Source organism: Ensifer sp. 4252, from assembly GCF_050434565.1.
Classification (GTDB): domain Bacteria; phylum Pseudomonadota; class Alphaproteobacteria; order Rhizobiales; family Rhizobiaceae; genus Ensifer.
The window spans coordinates 1-21,744 of the sequence record NZ_JBNDIU010000004.1 but is presented as its reverse complement, the minus strand read 5'-3'; the positions used below and the strand labels follow the sequence as shown (position 1 = coordinate 21,744).

Annotated in this window: 25 protein-coding genes, 1 tRNA gene and 1 riboswitch; of the genes, 12 read left to right on the top strand and 14 right to left on the bottom strand. The window is 61.4% G+C overall.

Features of this window, described 5'->3' with window-relative positions; translation table 11 throughout:
* The first annotated feature begins 96 nt into the window (after positions 1-96).
* From ABIE33_RS11180 to ABIE33_RS11170, 3 genes are all read left to right on the top strand, one after another.
* A complete protein-coding gene (locus ABIE33_RS11180; protein ID WP_429124779.1) occupies positions 97-789 on the top strand; it encodes a TetR family transcriptional regulator in 693 nt (230 codons plus the stop codon).
* A riboswitch (cobalamin riboswitch) is annotated at positions 788-1,057 on the top strand. (Overlaps the previous gene by 2 nt.)
* Positions 1,058-1,100: 43 nt before the next feature.
* A complete protein-coding gene (locus ABIE33_RS11175) occupies positions 1,101-1,277 on the top strand; it encodes a CbtB domain-containing protein (RefSeq protein WP_025427862.1) in 177 nt (58 codons plus the stop codon).
* A gap of 200 nt (positions 1,278-1,477) precedes the next feature.
* Entirely contained in the window at positions 1,478-2,275 is a 798-nt protein-coding gene (locus tag ABIE33_RS11170) for a CbtA family protein (protein ID WP_429124778.1), read from the top strand.
* Between the two features lie 75 nt (positions 2,276-2,350).
* Here the strand turns inward: ABIE33_RS11170 and ABIE33_RS11165 are convergent, their stop codons facing one another.
* Entirely contained in the window at positions 2,351-3,214 is an 864-nt protein-coding gene (locus tag ABIE33_RS11165) for a (2Fe-2S)-binding protein (RefSeq protein ID WP_429124776.1), read from the bottom strand.
* Positions 3,211-4,521 carry a glucoamylase family protein gene (locus ABIE33_RS11160; RefSeq protein WP_429124775.1) on the bottom strand — a complete coding sequence of 437 codons (1,311 nt, stop codon included), beginning with the start codon at positions 4,519-4,521 and terminating at the stop codon, positions 3,211-3,213. Before ABIE33_RS11160 ends, ABIE33_RS11165 begins: the two co-directional genes overlap by 4 nt.
* 160 nt (positions 4,522-4,681) lie before the next feature.
* Here ABIE33_RS11160 and ABIE33_RS11155 point away from each other — a divergent pair, with 160 nt between their 5' ends.
* The 3 genes from ABIE33_RS11155 (at position 4,682) to ABIE33_RS11145 (ending at position 6,916) form a co-directional block, all read left to right on the top strand.
* On the top strand, positions 4,682-5,476 hold the full coding sequence (locus tag ABIE33_RS11155; RefSeq protein WP_429124774.1) for a DUF1194 domain-containing protein: 795 nt from the start codon (positions 4,682-4,684) through the stop codon (positions 5,474-5,476).
* Between the two features lie 121 nt (positions 5,477-5,597).
* The gene (locus tag ABIE33_RS11150) at positions 5,598-6,308 is read left to right on the top strand and encodes a GntR family transcriptional regulator (RefSeq protein ID WP_429124772.1); all 711 of its coding nucleotides are present in this window, start codon (positions 5,598-5,600) and stop codon (positions 6,306-6,308) included.
* Positions 6,309-6,676: 368 nt separating this feature from the next.
* Positions 6,677-6,916 carry a DUF982 domain-containing protein gene (locus tag ABIE33_RS11145; RefSeq protein ID WP_429124771.1) on the top strand — a complete coding sequence of 80 codons (240 nt, stop codon included), beginning with the start codon at positions 6,677-6,679 and terminating at the stop codon, positions 6,914-6,916.
* 165 nt (positions 6,917-7,081) lie between these two features.
* Here the strand turns inward: ABIE33_RS11145 and ABIE33_RS11140 are convergent, their stop codons facing one another.
* Both ABIE33_RS11140 and ABIE33_RS11135 read right to left on the bottom strand, forming a co-directional pair.
* Complete coding sequence (locus ABIE33_RS11140) at positions 7,082-8,104, bottom strand: glycoside hydrolase family 26 protein (protein ID WP_429124770.1); 1,023 nt, start codon at positions 8,102-8,104, stop codon at positions 7,082-7,084.
* Positions 8,105-8,284: 180 nt separating this feature from the next.
* Positions 8,285-8,632 (bottom strand): hypothetical protein, encoded by a 348-nt coding sequence (locus ABIE33_RS11135; protein ID WP_429124768.1) that lies wholly within the window; start codon positions 8,630-8,632, stop codon positions 8,285-8,287.
* Between the two features lie 757 nt (positions 8,633-9,389).
* Between ABIE33_RS11135 and ABIE33_RS11130 the strand changes: the two genes are divergently transcribed.
* On the top strand, positions 9,390-10,028 hold the full coding sequence (locus ABIE33_RS11130; protein ID WP_429124766.1) for a hypothetical protein: 639 nt from the start codon (positions 9,390-9,392) through the stop codon (positions 10,026-10,028).
* A gap of 91 nt (positions 10,029-10,119) precedes the next feature.
* Here ABIE33_RS11130 and ABIE33_RS11125 read toward each other — a convergent pair.
* Positions 10,120-10,195: transfer RNA gene (locus tag ABIE33_RS11125), tRNA-Ile, on the bottom strand.
* A 161-nt stretch (positions 10,196-10,356) separates the two neighbouring features.
* On the opposite strand from ABIE33_RS11125, the gene ABIE33_RS11120 reads away from it, so the two are divergent.
* On the top strand, positions 10,357-11,118 hold the full coding sequence (locus ABIE33_RS11120; protein ID WP_429124764.1) for an SIMPL domain-containing protein: 762 nt from the start codon (positions 10,357-10,359) through the stop codon (positions 11,116-11,118).
* A gap of 646 nt (positions 11,119-11,764) precedes the next feature.
* On the opposite strand, the gene ABIE33_RS11115 is transcribed toward ABIE33_RS11120, so the two are convergent.
* The 4 genes from ABIE33_RS11115 to ABIE33_RS11100 all read right to left on the bottom strand — a co-directional run bounded on the left by ABIE33_RS11115 (position 11,765) and on the right by ABIE33_RS11100 (position 14,045).
* On the bottom strand, positions 11,765-12,163 hold the full coding sequence (locus ABIE33_RS11115) for a hypothetical protein (protein ID WP_429124763.1): 399 nt from the start codon (positions 12,161-12,163) through the stop codon (positions 11,765-11,767).
* A gap of 323 nt (positions 12,164-12,486) precedes the next feature.
* On the bottom strand, positions 12,487-12,891 hold the full coding sequence (locus tag ABIE33_RS11110) for a ketosteroid isomerase-related protein (protein WP_429124761.1): 405 nt from the start codon (positions 12,889-12,891) through the stop codon (positions 12,487-12,489).
* 175 nt (positions 12,892-13,066) lie between these two features.
* Positions 13,067-13,489, bottom strand: coding sequence for a secondary thiamine-phosphate synthase enzyme YjbQ (locus tag ABIE33_RS11105; protein WP_429124759.1), 423 nt, complete (start codon positions 13,487-13,489; stop codon positions 13,067-13,069).
* A gap of 202 nt (positions 13,490-13,691) precedes the next feature.
* The gene (locus ABIE33_RS11100) at positions 13,692-14,045 is read right to left on the bottom strand and encodes a DUF1428 domain-containing protein (RefSeq protein WP_429124757.1); all 354 of its coding nucleotides are present in this window, start codon (positions 14,043-14,045) and stop codon (positions 13,692-13,694) included.
* A gap of 229 nt (positions 14,046-14,274) precedes the next feature.
* On the opposite strand from ABIE33_RS11100, the gene ABIE33_RS11095 reads away from it, so the two are divergent.
* Positions 14,275-14,727, top strand: a complete 453-nt coding sequence (locus ABIE33_RS11095) for a VOC family protein (protein ID WP_429124755.1) — start codon at positions 14,275-14,277, stop codon at positions 14,725-14,727.
* 29 nt (positions 14,728-14,756) lie between these two features.
* Here ABIE33_RS11095 and ABIE33_RS11090 read toward each other — a convergent pair whose 3' ends face one another.
* A complete protein-coding gene (locus ABIE33_RS11090) occupies positions 14,757-15,326 on the bottom strand; it encodes a transglycosylase SLT domain-containing protein (protein ID WP_429124753.1) in 570 nt (189 codons plus the stop codon).
* Positions 15,327-15,686: 360 nt separating this feature from the next.
* Here ABIE33_RS11090 and ABIE33_RS11085 point away from each other — a divergent pair, with 360 nt between their 5' ends.
* Both ABIE33_RS11085 and ABIE33_RS11080 read left to right on the top strand, forming a co-directional pair.
* Positions 15,687-16,100: a lysozyme inhibitor LprI family protein gene (locus ABIE33_RS11085; protein ID WP_429124751.1), complete on the top strand. Its 414-nt coding sequence runs from the start codon at positions 15,687-15,689 to the stop codon at positions 16,098-16,100.
* Positions 16,076-16,933, top strand: coding sequence for a DUF2066 domain-containing protein (locus ABIE33_RS11080; RefSeq protein WP_429124749.1), 858 nt, complete (start codon positions 16,076-16,078; stop codon positions 16,931-16,933). Before ABIE33_RS11085 ends, ABIE33_RS11080 begins: the two co-directional genes overlap by 25 nt.
* 45 nt (positions 16,934-16,978) lie before the next feature.
* On the opposite strand, the gene ABIE33_RS11075 is transcribed toward ABIE33_RS11080, so the two are convergent.
* From ABIE33_RS11075 to ABIE33_RS11065, 3 genes are all read right to left on the bottom strand, one after another.
* Complete coding sequence (locus ABIE33_RS11075) at positions 16,979-17,272, bottom strand: GYD domain-containing protein (RefSeq protein ID WP_429124747.1); 294 nt, start codon at positions 17,270-17,272, stop codon at positions 16,979-16,981.
* A 193-nt stretch (positions 17,273-17,465) separates the two neighbouring features.
* Positions 17,466-19,523: an RNA polymerase sigma factor RpoD gene (rpoD, locus tag ABIE33_RS11070; protein WP_025427882.1), complete on the bottom strand. Its 2,058-nt coding sequence runs from the start codon at positions 19,521-19,523 to the stop codon at positions 17,466-17,468.
* 460 nt (positions 19,524-19,983) lie between these two features.
* Entirely contained in the window at positions 19,984-20,328 is a 345-nt protein-coding gene (locus tag ABIE33_RS11065; protein ID WP_429124745.1) for a GFA family protein, read from the bottom strand.
* Between the two features lie 215 nt (positions 20,329-20,543).
* Here ABIE33_RS11065 and ABIE33_RS11060 point away from each other — a divergent pair, with 215 nt between their 5' ends.
* Positions 20,544-21,002: a hypothetical protein gene (locus tag ABIE33_RS11060; protein ID WP_429124744.1), complete on the top strand. Its 459-nt coding sequence runs from the start codon at positions 20,544-20,546 to the stop codon at positions 21,000-21,002.
* Positions 21,003-21,072: 70 nt separating this feature from the next.
* Here the strand turns inward: ABIE33_RS11060 and ABIE33_RS11055 are convergent.
* The coding region (locus ABIE33_RS11055; RefSeq protein WP_429124742.1) for a zinc-binding dehydrogenase at positions 21,073-21,744 on the bottom strand (672 nt) is incomplete at its 5' end.

Below are 21,744 nucleotides of genomic sequence, written 5' to 3'. Positions count from 1 at the left end.
TCCTGAGGTTCATTCACAAACATGAGCATCTCTCACATTTGCAAATGTGATAAATCCTCGTATTTTAAGAGTCAAGTCAAAATGTGAGCATCACTCATGATTCCAGAAATAAGCCCTGCCGCGGTTCCCGCCGACGACGAGACCGCGCTGCGCCGTACGCCGAGCCAGAAGCGCAGCCGCGACCGCGTCGAGCAAATCCTTGCCTGCGCGACGGCGATCATCCAGGAGAAGGGCAGTGACGCCATGCGCATGAGCGAAGTCGCTGAAAAGGCTGGAATTTCGATCGGCTCGCTCTACCAGTACTTTCCCGACAAGGCCGCGATCGTGCGCACGCTGGCCGAGCGCTACAATGCCGTCTGCAGCGAGTGCATCCAGGCCGAGCTTGCCAAGGTGACGTCGATCGCGGAACTGCGCGACGCCTTTTCCGTGCTGTTCGACATCTATTACGATATGTTCCTGGCCGAGCCGGTGATGCGCGACATCTGGTCGGCGATGCAGGCCGACAAGGCGCTGCGTGAGATCGACCTTCTGCAAAGCCGGGCCGGCGGCCGGCTTCTTGCCGACGTCTGGGTGCGCTTTGCACCCGACACACCACGGGAGACGATCGACAGCGCCGCCTTTTTGATCATGCATCTCGGCGATTGCACCATGCGGCTTGCGGTCTCCGTCGACCGCGCTGAGGGCGACCAGATCGTCGAAGCCTATAAACGCATGATCCTTCGTGATTTTGTCGCGGATGGACCGGGCGGCGGCGCAAGTCTAATTGACATCTCCGGGGTGCGATCCTAATCATCATGGATCGATTGGTTCCCGCAACGCGAACGCGTTTCGGGAGTAAACGGGAACGTGACGGATGGACCCATACTGGGCATTCAAATCACGGCCGACCCCGCGACTGTAGAGCGACGTGAATGCGCCGTTCCGGAGCGATCCGGAAAAAGCCACTGGAGACGAGACCGCGAGAGGGCGGACCTTGGCTCTGGGAAGGCGAGGCAAATCCAGGGTGATCTCACCCGACGTCCTGAGCCAGGAAACCTGCCAGTCGATGCGGGCATAGGGCCCAAACCGGGAAACATCCCGATGCCATCACGGAGGTTGTCATGGCTACTTCAACAGTTTCGAGCATTCCGCTCTCCCTCAGCGATCGTCTGACCGCAGGTATCATCGCGCTCCTCATCGGCGGCTTCCTCGTCTTTGGCGCAGGCCTGGCGAACTCGGCCGTGCTGCATGACACCGCGCACGACACCCGCCACTCCTACGGCTTCCCCTGCCACTAAGCGATGCTCAGGGACGCTGCATGCGTTCCGCATCGACATAACTGCGGACAGAAACGCTTCCGGCAGACAGCCGGACGCGTTTGCTTACGTCTGACGCAGACTGAAGATCTGCCGGATGGAGCCGTTCGCAAATTTGCCAATGGGACACGGCGCTGCCCGCCAGATGATGCATGGCGCGCCGATATCGAGGGACATCGAAAATGATTGTCAGAACGCTTCTGGCCGCGATCGTGGCTGGATTGATTGCCGGTGTCTTCATGACCGGCGCCCAGGAACTGCGTGTCGTACCGCTGATCCTGCATGCCGAAGAATTCGAAGGCGAAGCGCCGGCAGCCGGCGAACAGCCTGCCGCCGTACAGCCCGGATCGGCCGATCCGGCCGCAGCCAACCACGACCAGCATTCGTCGCTGAAGGCGGTTTCGCCGATCGGCGCCCTGCTCGACGCCCTGTCGCCGATCACCCCCGCCTACGCCCATGAGGGCGAACACGAGGAAGGCGGCATCATGTTCGGCATGAGCCGCTTCTCCGGCACGCTGATCGCCAATCTGGTCACCGGCTCCGGCTTCGCGCTGCTTTTGGCCGGCGTCAGCCTCGTCATCGGTTACCCGATCACGCTCCGAAACGGCGCGCTCTGGGGCGCCTGCGGCTGGCTTGCCGTGCACATGCTGCCGGCAATCGGTCTGCCGCCGGAACTGCCGGGCTTCCCGGCCGCCGAGCTGGGAGATCGCCAGGTCTGGTGGCTGGCAACTGTGGCGCTTTCGGCCGTCGGCCTCTATCTCGTGGTCCTGCGGGGAGAGATCGTCGCCAAGATCATCGGCCTCGTGCTGATCGCGGCACCCCATGTCTATGGCGCGCCGCAGCCGTCGGACATCTCCAGCAATGTCCCGCCCGTGCTCGGCGCCGAATTCGCCGTGGCAGCCCTTGCCACCACGCTCGCCTTCTGGATCGTCCTCGGCGTGGTGGCGGGCTTCATCAACGACCGTTTCGCTAAGGCGTAACAGGCCGGCCAGACATCATGATCAAACCAGAGCCCCTGATATCGCCGATATCAGGGGCTCTGTCGTTTAATGCCCTCAGCCGGTCTGCGATGCCAGCAGATGCACCTGCAATCGTTCTCGACGTTCGTCCGGCGCCAGCAGCACGCAGCTATCGCAGTAGCTGCCGCCTTGAGTTCGATAGTAGAGACAGCAGCCGCCGCGCAGGCGATAGACCCGCGACAGCGGCCGATGGCCGGCACTGTCGCCGATCTCGACGGTGATGTTTTCGTAACAGAGCCTGTCGGAGAAGAGCGGCGTGCCCGCGCGCGTGACGATCGCCAGCGCCCTCGCCATCCCGGTCTCCTCGTCGCCGAGCGCGCGGCCGATCTCCAGGAAGCCGCCGGCAAGCGAATCCGCCGCAAGCCGCCATTGCGCGCCCGAGGACAAGCCGGTGCGGCGTTTCAACGTGGCGACGATCGGCGCCAGGTGCGCAGCGAAGGTTTCACCGAAGGCGTCCGCATCCGCTGGGGTATCATCTCCGGCTGCGGGCAAGGCTAGGCTGAAATGAAACCGCTTGGCCTCCACCACCCGCTCGCCATACACCCTTGAAAATTCTTCGAAGCGAAGGCCGCGAACGGCTGCCACGATTCCTGCACCGAGGTAGAGGCTGCCAAGCGCCAGGGCGAGCTGGTTGCTGTAGAAGGCGATCAGATGGGCGGCCCGGATCTTGTCGTCCATGCCCTCGGCAAAACGATCCTGATAGGCAAGGCCGGCTTCTAGCCCGCCGCCGTCCTCCGCCCAGAACCGCGCCTCGGAAAGAAAATCGTCGCCGGTAGCCTCGAGCGAAAAGCCGACTTCGGGGAACGACGACTGCAGGCGCGCAAGGACGCCAAGGGTGCTTCGGCGCAGCGCCTCGTCTTTCGCCAAGCGCACCTCCTGCCGCTCGTGGCCCAACCTCATGCCGTCTCCTTGGTCGCAAGCCAGCCGCCGCGAAAATCCGCCCGCTGCAATCCACGCCGGATGGCCGGAATGCCGCGCGTCAGCTCCCAGACGAAACCGTTTCTGGCGTTCTCGATCATCATCACGACAAGCCCTTGGTCAAGCCCGACCACGCGGTCGTCGACCCAACCCTCACGCCCTGCACCGGGCAGACTCGGATTGAACCCGCCGGGAAACCGGCCTTCGCTGAGGAGGTCGGGACAGCAGCTCTCAAGCTCGGCCAGTGCCGACCGCGACGCATCGGCGGCGAAAGGCAGGCAGGCGATCGGCCCCCAGGGCACCAGCGTGCCATCGTCAGGACCATGGGGTGCGCCCCGCGCCGCATAGCCGAGCATCCGCTGCCATCGCCCGTCGACAAGCCGGTGCCGCCCCGTCGGTCCATCGCAGGCGCTGAGCCCCCACATATCTCTGCCGTAGCCGGCGAAACCGCCGGGATTGCGCTTCGCATAGGTCCGCTGCAACGCGATCGCCCGGCCGGTATTGGCGAAATAATCCGTCGCCTTGTCGCGCATCGGTGCATCGCGGAGGGCGCGAAGGTCGATCCAGGCCTGCGAAAAGAGATGGATGAACAATGGACCGGCCTGCAGATGCGGCGCGCCGTCGACCGTGATCCACTCATAGGCGGCGGTGAAGGCGTGGTAATGCTCCGGGCCGATCGCGTGGTGCGGCGCGCCGAGCGCCAGCACGTAAAGCAGCAAGGCCTCGCTATAGCCCTGCCATCGATGTTTCAGAAACCGCCCCGGCGGCCGCCAGCCCATCGTCAGCGTCTCGCCGCGAGCGAGCGCCCAGCGCCAGTCCACCCGGGCATAGAGCGTTTCCGAAAGCGCGCGGATCTCCGTCTCCGTTGCGTCCTCACCGGTGAAATAGGCCGCTGCAGTCAGCATGCCGGCAATCAGCAGCGCGGTATCGATGGTCGAAAGCTCGCACTGCCACACCCGCTCGCCGGTCTTCATGTGGAGAAAATGATAGTAGAAGCCGCGATAACCGGTGGCAAGCGCATCGCTCGCCTGCCGGCTTTGCGCCAGAAACCGCAATGTGGTCAGCACCCGGCTGGCAGCTTCGCCGCGTCCGATCCAGCCGCGTTCGACGCCAACAGGGTAGCAGGAAAGCCCGAAGCCGGTGGCGGCGATGCTCGAAGGCGCGTCGGCAAGCGAGGTATCGGCGACAAGCCCTGTGCTTGGGTCGCTATAGCGCAGGAAGTAGTCGAAGGCGGCGGACTGCAGCCTATCGATCTGAAAACATTCCGTATTCCGTGTCTGTTGAAGCATATCCTCGGCTCATGCGTGCCCGTTGGCACGGTATCGATCGGCGGTGAACCCAGTCGATATCACCTTTTATTGAAGGTCAGCCAACCCCAAACAGTCGCCGAACGCCAATCCTGTGCTACAGTTCCTCAGATGACGCGGCTCGCAATGACGGGTTGAAGCGATGTTAAGCATGCTGGCGTTGATCCTTTCCCTGACTGGTGGCCCGACCCAATCGACCGCCGCGCCTGTTGATGTCGACGTCGAACTGGTCCTCGCCGTCGACATGTCCGGCTCGATGGACCTCGACGAAGCGCGCATCCAGCGCGCCGGCTATGTGCAGGCGCTGCGCCATGCGGACTTTCTCAACGCCGTCGCCAGCGGGCGCTACGGCCGCATCGCCATCGGCTATTACGAGTGGGCCGGCACGGTCAACGAATCCTCCGTCGTCGCCTGGCAGGTGATCGCAAATGCCGCAGATGCCGCCGCCTTTGCCGCGATGATCGAGGCCCGGCCGGTCGGCACAAGGCGCGGCACGTCGATTTCCAACGCGATCACCTACGGCACGGCGCTGATCGACTCCAACGCCTTTTCCGGCATGCGCCGCATCATTGACGTATCCGGCGACGGGCCCAACAATATCGGCCCGCCGGTCACCCCCGCCCGCGACATTGCGATTGCCCGCGGCATCATCATCAATGGGCTGGCGATCCTGATCCGGCCATCCGTCTCCACCGGCCCGCTCGATCAGTATTATGCCGAGTGCGTCGTCGGCGGCCCCGGCTCCTTCGTGCTGCCGGTGCATGAGCCGGAGGATTTCGCCGTCGCCATCCGCCAGAAGCTGATCCTGGAGGTGAGCGGCCTGCCGGCACCGCCGAGCGTGCGGCTTGTCGATGCCCTGCCCGCGCCCGACTGCCTGATCGGCGAAAAGCTGCGGCCCGGTTTCCTCGACCGCATCTATCCTGAGCTCGACAAGTAGCCAGTTGGCACAAGCAACGGCCGCCGGCGCGGCAACAACGCTTTGCCATGCCAGATTGTCGTTTCCCTTCAACGCGCGCGGACGATAAGATGACGCATTCATTCGCGGATCGATTTCCTTCATGTCCCTGACGACCCATCCTGCGCCGGCCGACGCGTCCACCGACACCAGCACCCGGCAGATCCGCGACAAGCTGCGCGATGCGATCGTCGAACGACGGCTTGCGCCGGGAACCAAGCTGTCGGAAAGCGATGTCGGCGATCTGTTCAACGTCAGCCGCACGCTGGTGCGCGCCGCCCTGCAAGCGCTCGCCTATGAGGGTCTTGTCAATGTCGAGAAGAACCGCGGCGCCTTCGTTGCCCATCCCTCGCCCGATGAAGCCCGCCAGATTTTTGCGACCCGCCGGCTGATCGAGCCTGGGCTCGTGCGCGCTGCCGCGCCCCGCATTGGCCCGGCAGAGATCGACAACCTGCGCCGCCTGCTGGCCGCCGAACATCACCTGACCGCGCAGCGCGGCCGGTCGGCGCGCCGCGCCGAGATCAAGGCCTCGGGCGATTTCCACCTGGCCCTCGCCGATCTCTCCGGCAATACCATCCTGCGGCGGTTCATGGATGAGCTGGTGGCACGCTCCTCGCTCGTCATCGCGCTTTACGGACAATCTAGCGTGTCGAGTTGCGGCCACAACGAGCATGGCGACATCCTGACCGCGATCGAAACCGGCGACGTCGAGACCGCCTGCGCACTGATGATCCGCCATATCGATCATATTGAAGCCGATCTCGACCTCAGGGAGCGCAAGCCGACCGACCTCAGGGCCGCGCTCGATCTCTGATACCCGTCACCGAAACGCTGGAACGACTTCGGGAAGACGGCATGCACCAGGATCGTCCAAGGCAGACCATAGGAGCCTGTTCGCCCGCAACCTGCGTTACACCAACCCGCGCTGATTAGGGTCTCGGGACCATCGCCATTCCCTTAATGCCTCCATCAATCGAAAAAATCCTTCGCAACAATTGTCACGGTCAAAGCGCGCCGGCGCTCGTCCGAAAGCCTTGTTTTCCGGTGCTTCCGACAGCTCCGGTCGCGCCGGCCACGCCCGGCCGACTTCATCATGGTTAAAAAAGTGCGTCCGCCAGGGGAACTATTCGCGATTCCCCGCGTTGGCCTCGCGCTCAAAAGACTATGAATGAGGAATGCAAGATGAGCGAAAAACCCTTCGCAACGCCGATCCACCTGAAACTGTCGTCCAAGCGGCAGACCGTCGTCAGGACGGTCTGGGAGGCGCTTGAGCTGCTGCGGCAATGGCCGGGCAGACGTGGACGGGAATATCGTGCCGCCCTTCAGCGCTGCCTGGATGCGCTCGACGGGCTGACCAGTGTCAACAGGGCAAGCCGCTGCTTTGCCGCAGCCGCCCGCGAATCGGGCCTGTTGCTCGCCTGAGAAAAACTCCAGTTTTCCGAGATTCACGCACCGGCTGAACGGCCGGTGCGTCCACCGCCCCTACAGGCCGCGCATCTTGTCAGGCGCGCAAAGGTCGCCGTAACACTTTGAATTGCTGCATGTTTCCTTAAACCGGATACGATTTAAGGAAACATGCGGCAGCCGCTATTGCGTCGGCCCGCTGTTGGTTTCGACCTTGTCGGAAACAAGTGCTGCAAGCGAGGCCTTGTCCAGCCGCCAATCCGGCGAACCATAGCCGAGCGGCCACTTGTAGGGTTCCTTGTCGTTGAAGAACACCACGGCCGTCAAAAGCGGAAAGCACTCGTGATAGGTCCTGCGGTCGAAGATTTCCGCATACCAAGCGCGCTTGTAGTCTGCGGAGCCGGAAACCCCGAGCTCGGCAACCATCACAGGCTTTCCAAAGCCTTCGACACGGCGATATTTTTCGCCAAGCGTCTCGCCAAAACTGCGCTCGCGCCCCCAATAGTCTACATCCATCTTCTGGAGGCCCCAGACGGGAATGCCGATGGCATCGACCACGTCATCCCCGGGGTAGTAGCCGGCAAGGTTGCGATGGCCCTTGGGCGACCAGACGAAGCGCACGTCGGGCGCCAGTTCCCGGCAACTCCTGACGAAATAGCGAAACGCCTTCTTGTAGCCGTCCGCGTCGCGCCGCGCCCAGGGATAGCGACCATCCGGATCTTCCATCTCGTGGCCCCAGCGCATGTAGACCGGGGCTGCGACCGCGCCGGCGCGCCGGCAGATATCGCGGATCTCACGGTCGAAACGGCCGCGGCCGATATCGGCAAACAGCCGCTCGCCGCCCGCCCGCCAGTCGCTGGCATGGGTATAGGGCTCGACCGAGATCATCAGCGCCCGCCCTTGGCCCTCGGCAATGGCGATCTTGCGCTTCAGCATCGCCTTGTCGAGCGCCTGCCAATAGATGAAGACATGCTCGATCTGCAGCGCATCGCTGCTCGCCACCGCGTCATGGGGATCGTAGACGCCGATCGCGACCTCACCGCCGGGTGTCCCGGCACGCCGCGCCGCAGAGCTGATCGAGCCGGTCGTCAGCACGCGATCGACCGTGCCGCCGAGATCGGCAGCCGCGACACGCGAGGCGCCCCCCACAGGCAGAAGCGCCATGAGGCCGGCCAGGAAAACCGATCTGAACATCGCAATCGACAAGAGCAGTCTCCGACCGAAGATCTGGAGCATTTCCAGGAAAAGCGCGAAGCGGCTTCCGCCCGGAAATGCCTGAAAAACAAGGAACTAGAGTCTTTCCGTCAGTGCATCCAAAGCGGAAACGGTCTAACGGCACCCGGATTGAAACGAAGAGCTTTGGCCCTCCGCCTTATGGGAATGGCTTTACAGCGAGCTTCTGAGGAAGCAGCGCGATGTATGGCCGAAGCCGCTCGGCGAGCAGATATAGGGCGCGCGGCCGAGATAGGCGGAAACGCGCCGTCTTGCCGGCAGCGGTTCGACGATATCGTCTTCTTCCGCAACCTTGATCAGCTTGCCCTCTCTCGGGGCCGCACTCGGCGTGCTCACTGCTGCCTTCGAGCCGGCAGACGAGAACAACGGACTTTCGGCCACGCTCGCCGACGAACAGCCGGATGAGATAAGCAGAAGACCGAGAAGCGAGGCAGGTACGAGATACTTGAAACCCGAAACGGTGGTGCGGCGAACGCCGCCCAAGGCAGTTAGGCTTCGCATAAGCATCCTTTCGAATGAGCGGCCAACGCCGCCCGGCAACCTCTTTAGCGGGAATCGACCGTGACGTTCAACCCCAACTTCTTATTATTGACAGCTAAAATTAAGAGTTTCTTGCTTAGCACTGACTTTTCTATCTCCGGAACTCCCGCCATCGACGCCGTCGGCACGGTTGACCGTCTCGCCAGCCGCTACCAAGCCGAGCTGAGATAGGCAACAGAACGAAGAAGCGCGATGAGATCAGCAGGTTGGGCGGCGAAACCGCCCGCGCCGATTTCAACCGTGCGCCGTTGCGGACCCATCTTCCTTCGCTTGACGCACAGGGCCGCACCAGCAGCTACCGCCGTCGTGCACGCCGACCACCTGTCAAGCCGGAACAAACGTTCTTCCGCGGGAGGCTCGACGCAGCACCGTTCCGACCAAAGCCCCCTCATTTCTGGCCGCCGGCTGTTTACACAGTGTTGACGTCTGTGACGCACCTTGGCTTCCAGGCGCAACATGTTTGAGCGTATGCGCCCACTCCAAAACTGCCCGCTCCGGCGGGCATTTTTTTGCCTCGCCGACTGCCCCACAAATGAGAAGCATCTGATCCGCAGCCATCGCGAGCACTGTTCTCTAGCGCTGCACTGTTGCGGCTTCCCAAAGTCAAAGCATGGCGGCGCGGGGTCGATTACCCAAGGCGCACCGGCGAACATTAGGAAGGAGCTCAGCAATAAGCTGGCGTTGACATCCTAATAGCTGCAAGGGATAGAGACCGCAGGTGACGAAGAAAGAAGATACCGCTCTGATGAGAATCGCAGAGGGTATTGATGATCAATCCTTTAAGCGGTTCTATGCGTTTTTCTTAGGATACGGCATCCTGATCCTGATCCTGACCTGTGCTCCATATATTCTATTCCTAGCTATCCCGCGCCATCTCTTTGATTTTAACGGCCCAAAGGAGATCATGACGTATCTCCCAAAATTCTGGCTGGAAGCCAAGAATTTCAAGGAAATCTATCCCTCTGAAGCTGTAAATTTCTACTTCTTCACGATGCTGTTCGTTTACGCTGTGATATTGTCGCTGTCGGTTGTCGCAGCAACACGGTGCTATCGAACTGGTCTGCAGTTCCCCTTTTCACCAGGGCAGCACCAGCCATGGAGTGCTCACCGGGCCGTTGTTATACCGGCGCTGGTTCCAATCATGTTCGGCATGATCGTTCCCCTGCCTGTCGGATGGGAGAGCACAGGTTCCCGAGGCAATCCGTTCGCCAACCCTATTCTCCTCCCCTTATACAGCATAGCCGCGATTGGGCTACTTCCAGTCTTAAGTGCTGTCGGCGGACTTTGGCTTGGCCAGGCGAAGCCAGCCGCAAAGACCAATGATTTCCGTTTCGCTCATCGAACCGAAAAAGCCTGACTGACATAGCTACCGCTTTACGCTTCATCACACCCAATGATTTAATGGGCTTGAGACGCAGATCTCGCAAACATTCGCCGGTAAGTTTCAATGGTGGGCCCGGAGGGACTCGAACCCCCAACCAAGCGGTTATGAGCCGCCGGCTCTAACCATTGAGCTACAGGCCCACGCCGGATCGAAGATCCGGGACTCAGCGAACCAATGGCAGTTCGTGATCGGCAATGGCTCTAGCCGAAAACCTTTTTGACGACAAGTCATTGCCGCAATGCCTACACAATCGATAAGCATGAAAGCAGCAGGGACAGAAACAACCGGAGAGACACGACCCATGACTTCCACACGCACTGCCCGCACGCTTTCCATCGCTGCCTTGGCCGCCGCCTTTGCGGGTATTGCCGCTGCCGGCGCGCAGGCGCAGGATCCCGCCAAGGACCGCGAAAGGGACCGCGGAGCGATCATCACGGTTGCCGGCGAAGGCCGCTCGTCGATCGCGCCGGACATGGCGATCCTGCAGCTAAGCGTGGTCAAGGACGCCAAGACCGCCCGCGAGGCGCTCGACGCCAACAACAAGACGATGGCCGAGGTTCTGGCTGCGCTGAAGGCCGGCGGCATTGCCGAGCGCGACCTGCAGACGAGCGGTTTTTCGGTCAACCCGCAATACAACTACCCGACCAACAATGACGGCGGCAACCGCCCGCCCGAACTGATCGGCTACCAGGTGGCCAACGGCGTCAGCGTGCGCGTGCGCGACCTCGCCAAGCTCGGCGAAATCGTCGACAAGTCGGTGACCCTCGGCGTCAACCAGGGCGGCGGCATCCAGTTCACCAACGACAAGCCGGAAAGCGCGATCACCGAAGCGCGCAAAGCCGCCGTTGCCGACGCTATCGAGAAGGCCAAGGTGCTGGCTGAAGCTGCGGGCGTCTCGCTGGGCAAAATCGTCAACATCACCGAACAGGGTTTCCGTCCGGAGCCGGTTCCGATGATGCGCGCCGGCATGGCCAAGGAATACGCGGCCGACTCCGTGCCGGTGGCGACGGGCGAAAACAGCTACAACGTGACGGTCAACGTCACCTTCGCGATCAAGCAGTAAGCCGATCACCGAGGCCCGTTGCGCGGAAAATGCGGACGGGCTTTCGCTGTCTCCGGTTGGCCTGGTGCGACACTTGGCCAGACAGACATGAAACAAAAAACAAAGCCCCGCGCGGTCGCAACCGCGCGGGGTTTTTCTTTCTGGCGAGAGATGAAAGCACTTTGCGCAAAATGTCCGGAAGGTTTGCGATGACGACATGCGCAAAGCCGAGAGCCGATACCAACCTGCGCTGATATTGACCTATCGCGCCGGGGCGATTTTGGTTTCCCGCAAGGAGAAAACCGCAACCTGACCCAGTGGTCCGGTGAGGATTATCGACTTCGTCGGGGGGCCAAAATCGCCCGGCCCTTCGGGCGGGCCGTCTGTCGGCCACGGGCAGCGTCGTGACCGATGCCAAGGCAGCGCTCGCAGGTCCGCTTCTCGCCGGATGGACCGCATACGGTCCCACACCATGGTCAATATCAGCGCAGGTTGGTATTGGTCGGCAAAGCGCCGCTTTCGAAACAGCTATTGACCGGGGACTTGCCGCGCACCGCGCAGAACCGCACCTTTGCGATGTGTCTCAGGCAAAGAAAAACCCCTCACGCCTGGGGCGTGAGGGGTGCATTTCCGCCGGCCGGGGGAGACAGGACGGAAAAGGCTTGGATTACCAGCGGCCGATAACCGGGCAACCGCGTTCATTGGCGAAAGCGATCGACTGGCGATAACCGCGGCGGCTGCCTTCGACGACGATGCGGCGGCGCGAAACGTCGGCGACATAGGCGCGGCGCAAGCCATGGTCACGGGCCTTGTCGACGGCCATCCAGGGCGCGCAACGGCTGCGGCGGCCACCGCCATCCCAGCCACGGTCCGGACCGCGGCGCTCGCGACCCCAGTCGCGCTCGTCACCGTAGCCACGGTCGAAATCGCGGTACTGGACCTGAACGCCACCGCCCGAGCCGAAGCCGAATTCGACGGTTTCTGCGGAAGCGGTGGAGGCGGCGCCCACGAGGCCGGTCAAACCGATGACGACGGCGGCGGCGGCGTTGATGAGGATATTCTTCATGGTCTTTCTCCGAGGGCTTGAAGGGTTCAATCTGCAATCACCGTCCCAAGCGATTGATCGGACAATAGCGGCGCCAAACTGAACGCTAGCGGAACTGCGCATTCATGCGGGGTTCAGATTGCGGACAGCTGACGAGAGCGGGCGGGAAACAAAGATTCGTTCGACTTTTGAGCGAGCGCGGCTGCATGCCGTCGGCAAGTGCAATGCTGATATTCGTCAGTAATATCAGTTAATTAACGGTCGTGCGGAACACAGGATTCCGACCCCGCGCGCGCGGCGTCAAAAAACAACGCGATCTCTTGAGGCGGATGCGTCGACGTCACTCAGCCGGCAAGCTCGCGCTCAAAAGCGCGCATGTTGCGATAGTGGCTGATGCGGGTGATCGACTGATCCTCGATCTCGATCACGAAGACGCTCGGGATCGAATAGCTCTGGCCGGAGGCAGCGGGGAAACCTTCCAGTGTTTCGCGGTAGGTACCGCGCGCCGTCAGGTCGGCAGCGATACGCTGGCCGAAATTGTCGCGCATCAGCACGATGTCGCCATAGGTTTCGTCGAAATGCCGGAGATAGGTCATGACGCTCGCCCGCAGCGGCTCGACGCCGACGGTGCGCTGGCCGGTGACCGAATCAAGCGCCACATCCTCGTCGACAAGCCGCGCCAGAGCGTCGAAATCGCGATCGTTCAATGCGTCGATAAAGCGGCTGGCAATGGTCTGCGCGTCGGTCATATCTGCCTCAGATGCTGATTGCGGGTTCGGACATGCCTTTCGGACGAAGGGCCGGGAACCAAGGTTGAATGGACGCGCGGGCAAACTCATTTCCGCACGCCGTCCCCTTACGAATATGGAAGGGAGGCTGCGCGCTTCAAGACGGCGCGGCGATCAAGAGCACGATCGGTAGATGTCAGGGGCCAAGATGCAGCACGACCTCACGGCGGTGCGGCCGGTCGCGGTGTTCGAAGAGATAGAGCCCCTGCCAGGTGCCGAGCGCCAGGCGGCCGGCATTGACCGGGATGCCGATCGACACCTGCGTCAGCGCCGCCTTGATATGAGCGGGCATATCATCGGGCCCCTCCTGCGTGTGCACCACCCAGCGCATCGACGGATCGGAGGATGGCGGCACAAGCCGGCCGAAGAATTCATGCAAGTCCCGCTTCACGTCAGGATCGGCGTTTTCCTGGATCAATAGCGAGCAGGAGGTGTGGCGCACGAACAGGGTCAACAGCCCCTCTCCCGCGCCGTTGGCGCCGACGAAGTCCGCCGCCTCGTCGGTGAACTCGTAGAGCCCCTGACCGCGGGTGGAAATGACGATCGTGGTCTGCGGCATCGGCGGCGTCTCTCCTCGGCTGGCGGCGGCAAAGCGCACGGCTACCCAAGGGGTTCGGCAAAAGCCGCCGCCAAGTCAAGCCTACTGCATGGTTCCTTAAATCCTATTCGATTTAAGGAAAAAACATGCAGCAATTCAAAGTGCTACAGCGACCTTTGCGCGTCTAATAAGACGCGCGGGCGCTGTAGGCCTTCTGCCAGGTCTATTTCTCGAGAAAAGCCTCGAAGCCGCCATAGATCATGCGCTTGCCATCGAACACATCCTTCCAGGCATCGCCCTGCAGCCGCGGATCCGCCATCACCTTGGCAACGATCGCGTCGCGGTCGGCGCGCGACTTGTAGGTGATCCAGGAAAAGACGACGGTTTCGTCGTCCTTTGCCTGCACGGCGCGAGGAAAGGACGTCACCTCGCCATAGGGCACGTCGTCACCGAGGCACTCGGCATAGGATAGCGCGCCATGCTCCATCCACACATTGCTCGCCTCCCGCGCCATGTCCTTGTAGGCCTCGATATTGCCCTTGGGCACGGCAACGATAAAACCATCCACGTAACTCATGTCGATATCCTCCTCGGTTGCTTCCACCACCAAAGGACGAACGGGAACGAAAGGTTCCGACAATACCAGCGATTTTTTCAGTTGATGAATGTTAAGTGCGCCCTCGCCACCTTTGCCGGGCGGCTTGTTGCGGCCGCGCAAGTTTTGGCGAAAAAATCCCGCTCGCCTGTCGGCACGTCCCTTTTCCATTCGTCCTTGGGACAGACCATCACCCAAGGGAGAAACCGTCATGCAGAAGATCACGCCCTTTCTTTGGTTCGACAACCAGCTCGAAGACGCCATCCAGTTCTACACCACCATCTTCCGCAATTCCCGCATCACAGACGTCAAGAAAGGGCCCGATGGCAAGGCCTTCACCGCCTCGTTCGAGCTCGAGGGGCAGGCGTTCATGGGGCTCAACGGCGGGCCGCATTTCAAGTTTTCCGAAGCCGTCTCGTTCTTCGTGCGCTGCGCCGATCAGGCCGAGGTCGATTACTACTGGGAACGACTGCTCGACGGCGGCACGCCGCAGCACTGCGGCTGGCTGAAGGACCGTTTCGGCCTTGCCTGGCAGATCATACCGGATGCGCTGATGCAGCACTTGAGCGATCCCGATCCGGCACGCGCCGGCCGCGCCCAGCAGGCGATGATGGGTATGGTCAAGATCGACGTCGCCGGACTTGAAAAGGCAGCCGCCGGCTGAGCCTTATACCAACCTGCGCCGATATTCCATCAGCTGCCGCAGCCGCTCAGCTGGCGGCTATAGAGCGAGGCCATACCGGCGGCGCGCTTGGCGCCGTTCTTGGCCGTGTTGCTCCAGTTGCCGCGGGCATAGCCGGCATGGCCGTGATAATAGGCGATGTAGAGCCGATAGGTGTCGTTGAGCGCGATGCCGTTTTTCTGGCCGCTCTCGCGGTGATACCAGGCGATGAAGCGGATGGCGTCGCCGAAATCGGACCGTCGCGCCGTCCAGCGTCCGGTTTCGCTCTGGTAGCGCGCCCAGGTGCCATCGAGCGCCTGCGAATAGCCATAGGCCGACGAAACGCGCGTCCAGGGAATGAAGCCGAACAGCTTGGTGCGCGGCGGCTTGGCATTATGGCGGAAGCCGGATTCCGTATAGATCGTCGCCATCAGCACCGGAACGGGCACGCCGTATTCACGCTCCGCCTGATAGGCGGCGCGGCGCCAGTTGTTGAAAAGACCATCTCGCTGCTCGAAAACCGTACATGCGTTTCGGGTGTCTCTCGGCACCGTTGCGCAACCGGCCAGCAACAGGAGGACGACGACAAAAACGCAACGCATCTTCGAACCTCTCGTTTCCAAGAGATTGATAAAACGTAAACGTTAAGGATCGGTTTTGAATCGATTGCGAGTGATCGGGGGTACTGCGTAATTCCTTAAATCGGATCCGTTTTTAAGGACAAAATTATGCAGCAGGTTCAAAGTGCTACAGCGTCCTTTGCGCGTCATATTTGACGCGCGGCGCTGGAGCGTGCATCGCCCAAGAATCCGCTATCTGAAGTTTCAGCTTTGACTTATTCTCGGCGCGCCGGAGGACGGCAGTGGGCGAGCACCCGAGCCCGGATTCCGCAGGTTTTCGAAGGTCCTGCGAAAGCGCGGGCGCACCGACGGCGGCACGCCTAAAACGAGGAGAGCGAAGAAATGCGATTTCCTGCTTTGATGTTTGCAACCCTTGTCGGACTGACGGGCTTAACGCAGGCCGCACGGGCCGACGATTGCGCCAATGCCAGCGACCAGGCGACGCTGAACGAATGTGCCGACAAGGCGCTCAAGGCCTCCGACACCGAACTCAACACCCTTTATAAACAGATCGAGGCGCGCCTGAAGGACGACCAAGACAAAACAAAGCTGCTCGTCTCGGCACAGAAAGCCTGGATCGCCTTCCGCGATACCGAATGCGATTTTTCTGCCGCCGGTGTCGCGGGAGGCTCTGTCTATCCGATGATCGTCCTGCAATGCCGGGATGGCCTGACGCAGAACCGCGTCAAGGACTTCAAGAGCTACCTGAGCTGCGAGGAAGGCGACCTCAGTTGCCCCATACCGTCAGCCAACTGATGCCTGCTCTGACAAAGGCGGCGAAGACGTGCGTTTTCGCCATCGCGCTTGCCAGCGCCTGGACCGGCCACGCGGTGATCGCGGGAGACATATCGCAGCTCTACACCAGCGACGCGATCGTCACCGGCACCGGCGAGGAAAACCGGCAGATCGGCTTTCGCGAATGCCTGAGCGAAGTTCTGATCAAGGTCTCCGGCGACTTCACGCTCACGGAAAGCACAGCGCTTGCCGCTGTACAGGCGCAGGCCGCGAAGTTCATTGCCGCCTACTCCTACCGCGACCGGCTCGAAGGGATCCCGATCCATGACGAGCAGGGAACGCACGACCGCCCGCACGACCTCACTTGCCGTTTCGAGCCCGCCACCATCGATCCGCTCTTGGCAAAGCTCGGTCGCAAGCCGTGGCTGTCAACACGTCCGATCATCGCCGTCCTGCTCGACGTTCACGACCAGAGGCGCCGCTTCGTGCTGACGCGCGACGGCAGCGAGAGCCCCTACATGGCAGAATCACTTGCCGCCGCGACAGTGCCGCTGGCACTCTCGATCCGGCTGCCCGATGCTGCAACGCTGACCGCCGAAGGGTTTGATTTCGAACAGCTGGCGCAGCTGCGGCCGGCCGAGCTGAAGCAGCTTAGCGCGGACATTGGCGCGCAAGTGCCCCTTGCCGGCACACTCATCTGGTCCGACGTCGCCCGTGGCTGGATCGCCGACTGGCGTCTCACGGAAAACGGCAAGGCGTATCGCTGGCAGATCCGCGGCGTCAGCTTCGACGAGGCCTTTCGTCATGCCATGCGCGGCACAGCCCGCATTCTCTCCGGCAACGGCTCACCGTAGATAGGCATTGTTCAGCCGGTCGTTGCTCGCTCAGCCCTGCTTCTCTCAGTCGAGCGATGCGACCAGCTCGCGATAGGCGGCTTCCGGAAATGCCTTAAGCGTCCGCGTGCGCACATTGCCAGCCATGCCGAGCGTCATGGCAAAACGCGCCGCCACCGCATCGTCCGGGGCCTCACAGATGGCCACCATGTCGTACTCACCCATCGTCAAAAAGAAGTGTTTGAAGGAGCCGCCCATGTCGGCGAGCATCTTCTTGGCCGCGTCGAGCCGCTTGGGAGACTCGCGCACATTCTTCACGCCCTGCTCTGTCCAGTTGAGGAGCACGACATAAGTGGTCATTTCACACCTCCCACAGGGCACGTTTCACGCCCGCGGTGCGACTGCTCCCGCGCTTTGGCCGGGTGCCCCGATTGCTCGGAAAAGAGGAGTATAGTCCTCCGGGCGGGGCGTCACAAGAAAACCGGCCAGCCTCTACCCCGAAACAAAAAGCCGGGCGATGAGCCCGGCTTTTCTATGTTCGATATATCGACGCTTAGCTGTCGAGGAAGCTGCGCAGCTTGCGCGAGCGGCTCGGGTGCTTGAGCTTGCGCAGCGCCTTCGCCTCGATCTGACGGATACGTTCGCGGGTAACCGAGAACTGCTGGCCGACTTCTTCGAGCGTATGGTCGGTGTTCATGCCGATGCCGAAGCGCATGCGCAGGACGCGCTCTTCGCGCGGCGTCAGCGAGGCGAGAACACGGGTCGTCGTTTCGCGCAGGTTCGCCTGGATGGCGGCGTCGATCGGCAGAAGGGCGTTCTTGTCCTCGATGAAATCGCCGAGATGCGAATCCTCTTCGTCACCCACGGGGGTTTCGAGCGAGATCGGCTCCTTGGCGATCTTCAGGACCTTGCGGACCTTTTCAAGCGGCATGGCAAGCTTCTCGGCCAGTTCTTCCGGCGTCGGCTCGCGACCGATTTCATGCAGCATCTGGCGCGACGTGCGAACGATCTTGTTGATCGTTTCGATCATGTGCACCGGAATGCGGATCGTGCGGGCCTGGTCGGCGATCGAGCGGGTGATCGCCTGACGGATCCACCAGGTCGCATAGGTCGAGAACTTGTAGCCGCGACGGTATTCGAACTTGTCGACCGCCTTCATCAGGCCGATGTTGCCTTCCTGAATGAGGTCGAGGAACTGCAGGCCGCGGTTGGTGTACTTCTTGGCGATGGAGATGACGAGGCGCAGGTTCGCCTCGACCATTTCCTTCTTGGCGATGCGCGCTTCGCGCTCGCCCTTCTGCACCATGGATACGATACGGCGGAACTCGGCGATCGAGATGCCGGTTTCGGTCGCAAGGTTCTGGATCTCCTGGCGGATGTCGCGGATCGTCTGGTTTTCGCTCTTGGCGAATTCCTTCCAGCCCTTGCCGGCCAGGTTGCTGATCGACTTCATCCAGTTCGGATCGAGTTCGGCGCCGGAATACTGCTCGAGGAACGAGTCACGCTTGACGCCGTAGGATTCGGCCAGTCGCAACAGGCGACCTTCGTTCTGCATCAGGCGCTTGGAAATGTCGTAGAGCTGCTCGACGAGACTGTCGACGCGGTTCTGGTTGAGCGACAGCGACTTGACCGCCTTGATCAGCTCGTCCTTGAGTTCCTTGTAGCGGCGCTCCTGGGCAGGCGAAAGCGTGCCGGTGGCAGCAAGGCGGGCTTCCACCTGCTGATCCTGCAGCTTGCGCAGCTTCTTGTAGGTCTCGGCGATGATGTCGAGGGTTTCCATGACCTGCGGGCGCAGTTCCGCTTCCATCGCGGCGAGCGAGAGGTTCGACTCGTCGTCGTCTTCCTCTTCTTCCTCGCTCGGCATGACATCGCCGCCGACATTGGTGATGTCGTCGTCGTTGGCGGCGCGAACCTTGCGGGTCTTTTCCTTTTCCTCGGCAGCCTTGCGGTCGGCCTCGATCTTTTCCGGGCTCTGGAACTGCGGAGCAGCCTTTGCCTCGGGACCGGAATAGGTGGTTTCGAGATCGATGATCTCGCGCAGCAGCGTCTGGCCCTCGTTGAGTTCGTCGCGCCAGATGATCAGCGCCTGGAACGTCAACGGGCTCTCACAGAGACCGGCGATCATCGTCTCGCGGCCAGCCTCGATGCGCTTGGCGATCGCGATTTCGCCTTCGCGCGACAGAAGCTCTACCGAACCCATTTCGCGCAGATACATGCGCACCGGGTCGTCGGTCCTGTCGGTCGGCTCTTTCTTCTTCGTCGCCGCAAGCGCCGTGCCGCCGGAGGGGGCCAGTTCGCCGCCTTCGCCGTCGTTGTCGTCGTCGCTGCTTTCGTCGTCGCTGCTGCCGCCGGCGGCTTCCTCAGCTTCCTCGTCTTCGATGACGTTGATGCCCATGTCGGAGAGCATCGCCATCGTGTCTTCGATCTGCTCGGAGGTGACTTCTTCGGACGGCAGGACGGAGTTCAGCTCGTCCATCGTCACATAGCCGCGCTTCTTGGCGGCCTTGATCATCTTCTTGACAGCGTCATCGGAAAGATCGAGAAGCGGGCCGTCAGGAGCGCCTTCGCGTTCAACGTCAGCTTCTTCGTTTTCTTTGACTTTGGTTGCCATTTAGTTCGTCGCTTTCCTTGTCGCAACCGGCGTGAGCCCGGTGCAAATGCCGCTCGAAGGTCCGGGTGCGCCGCGCACCCGCCACCGAATCATTTCCCCTGACGTAACGGGATGATGTTTAATTCCTGATTAACCACGATAGCGATCGTGGCAAAGCGGGCAAGCTTCGACAGTCCTGCCACTGAAGCACTACTGGCATGATATCCTAACCGCCGTGTCATTTCGCCATTTCTTGCTTGGAAATGGTGATTCCCAGAATTTTCGATCCCGTCAAGCATTTCCGCTGAAAAACCGCCCGATTCGGCAAAAATCGCCTCAGTTCATGTTTTTTGGTGTTTATCAGCGTCCGCTGAACATGTAGGCGCTGCCTGTAAAAAGACAAGGGTCGATACCGCATATCGGCAATGCTTCGTTGTGCCGAAGCCGCCGGCGCAACCATAGCTGTACCCGCTGTCAGCCGTCACATCGAAAGCCCGTCGTACTTGACGATCTTCACGGCCTCGGTGTCGAACTCCGGCAGGCAGCGCAGGTTGATGGCCGCCATGGGTCCGTTCGGACCGGCCCCTTCGCCGAAAGGCGCGATGCCACAATGGTTGCAGAAATGATGCTTGATGACATGCCTGTTGAATTCATAGGTCGAGAGATCAGCCGCAGGCGTCTTCAGCCGCAGACTGTCGCGCGCAACGAAGGCCAGCAGTCCGCCGCGCCGGCGGCACATCGAACAATTGCAATCAATCGCCTCGGCGAAGTCTCCCTCGACCTCGAAGGCAATCTTCCCGCAATGACAACTTCCCTCGTAACGCATGCAAGGCTCCTTTGACCGTCACAACCGCTGATCGCAGACATCCGCAGTGCCGGCAAAGATAGTGCGCCGCAGCCGGCGAACAAGCCGGATCAACAAGACGCAAAACAATTCCTGAAACGGCGGACTTCGCCTTCGAGTTCGCAATATTATTCCGCTTTTCCGCTTGCCGGCCACCCAATCTCGAAAGACTCTCCGCCGAAGAAACGGAGGCCAGAATGAACATCAGGGAGACTGACGCCATGCGCGTCATGAGCATTGCGCGCAGGATCACGATTCCGGACGTCAGGCACGCCGCCGCCGAGCTGGCGCCACTGATCGAGGCGGAGATCGGCCGGGCGGGGCTCACGCCCGCAGGGCCATGGATTTTCATCGCACAGAACCTGCCGAAAAACGCCACAACAGCATTTGACTGGCGCATCTGCCGCCCCGTCGAGGGTGGCAAGGACTATCACGGCGCGCTGGATATGATCACGCTCGAACCGATCATGGTCGCCTCTGCCCTGCATCAGGGGCCGATGCGAAGCCTCTTTACCCAGGGCTACGCGCCTCTGGTGGAAAAGATCGAGATGAGCAGGCACAATTTCTCCGGCGAAAGCCGCGAGATCTATCACCGCTGGGCAGGCCCGGGCGCCCGCTACCATGAGATCGAGATCCAGTTCGGTCTTGCCAACTGACGAAAAAAGCCGCGCATTCGTGGAACGCGCGGCCTTTTGAGTTGGACACCGTGTGGAAGCGTCGTCTCGATTACCAGTCCATGACGACCTTGCCGGAATTGCCTGCGCGCATGGCCTCGAAGCCGTCGCGGAACGCGTCGATGCCGATGCGATGGGTGATGATGGGCGAAAGGTCGAGCCCACCCTGGACGAAGGCGATCATCTTGTACCAGGTCTCGAACATCTCGCGGCCGTAGATGCCCTTGAGGTTGAGCATCTTGAAGATCACCTTGTTCCAGTCGATCTCGAAGCCGGCCGGCGCAATGCCGAGAATGGCGATCTTGCCGCCATTGTTCATCTTGTCGATCATGTCGCGAAAGGCAGGGGCCGCTCCCGACATTTCCAGCCCGACGTCAAAACCTTCGGTCATGCCGATCGCCTTCATCACGTCGGCAAGGTTCTCCTTCGAGGCATCGACGACATGGTCGATGCCGACCTTGCGGGCAAGCTCAAGCCTCGTCGGGTTGATGTCGGTGATCACGACCTTGCGCGCGCCCGAACGCTTGGCGACCAGAGCGCCCATGATGCCGATCGGCCCGGCGCCGGTCACCAGCACATCCTCGCCGACCAGATCGAACGACAGTGCGGTGTGCACCGCATTGCCGAAGGGATCGAAGATCGCGGCGATCTCGTCGGGAACATCCGGCGGGATCGGCACGACGTTGTATTCCGGCAGGCAGACGAATTCGCCGAACGAGCCCGG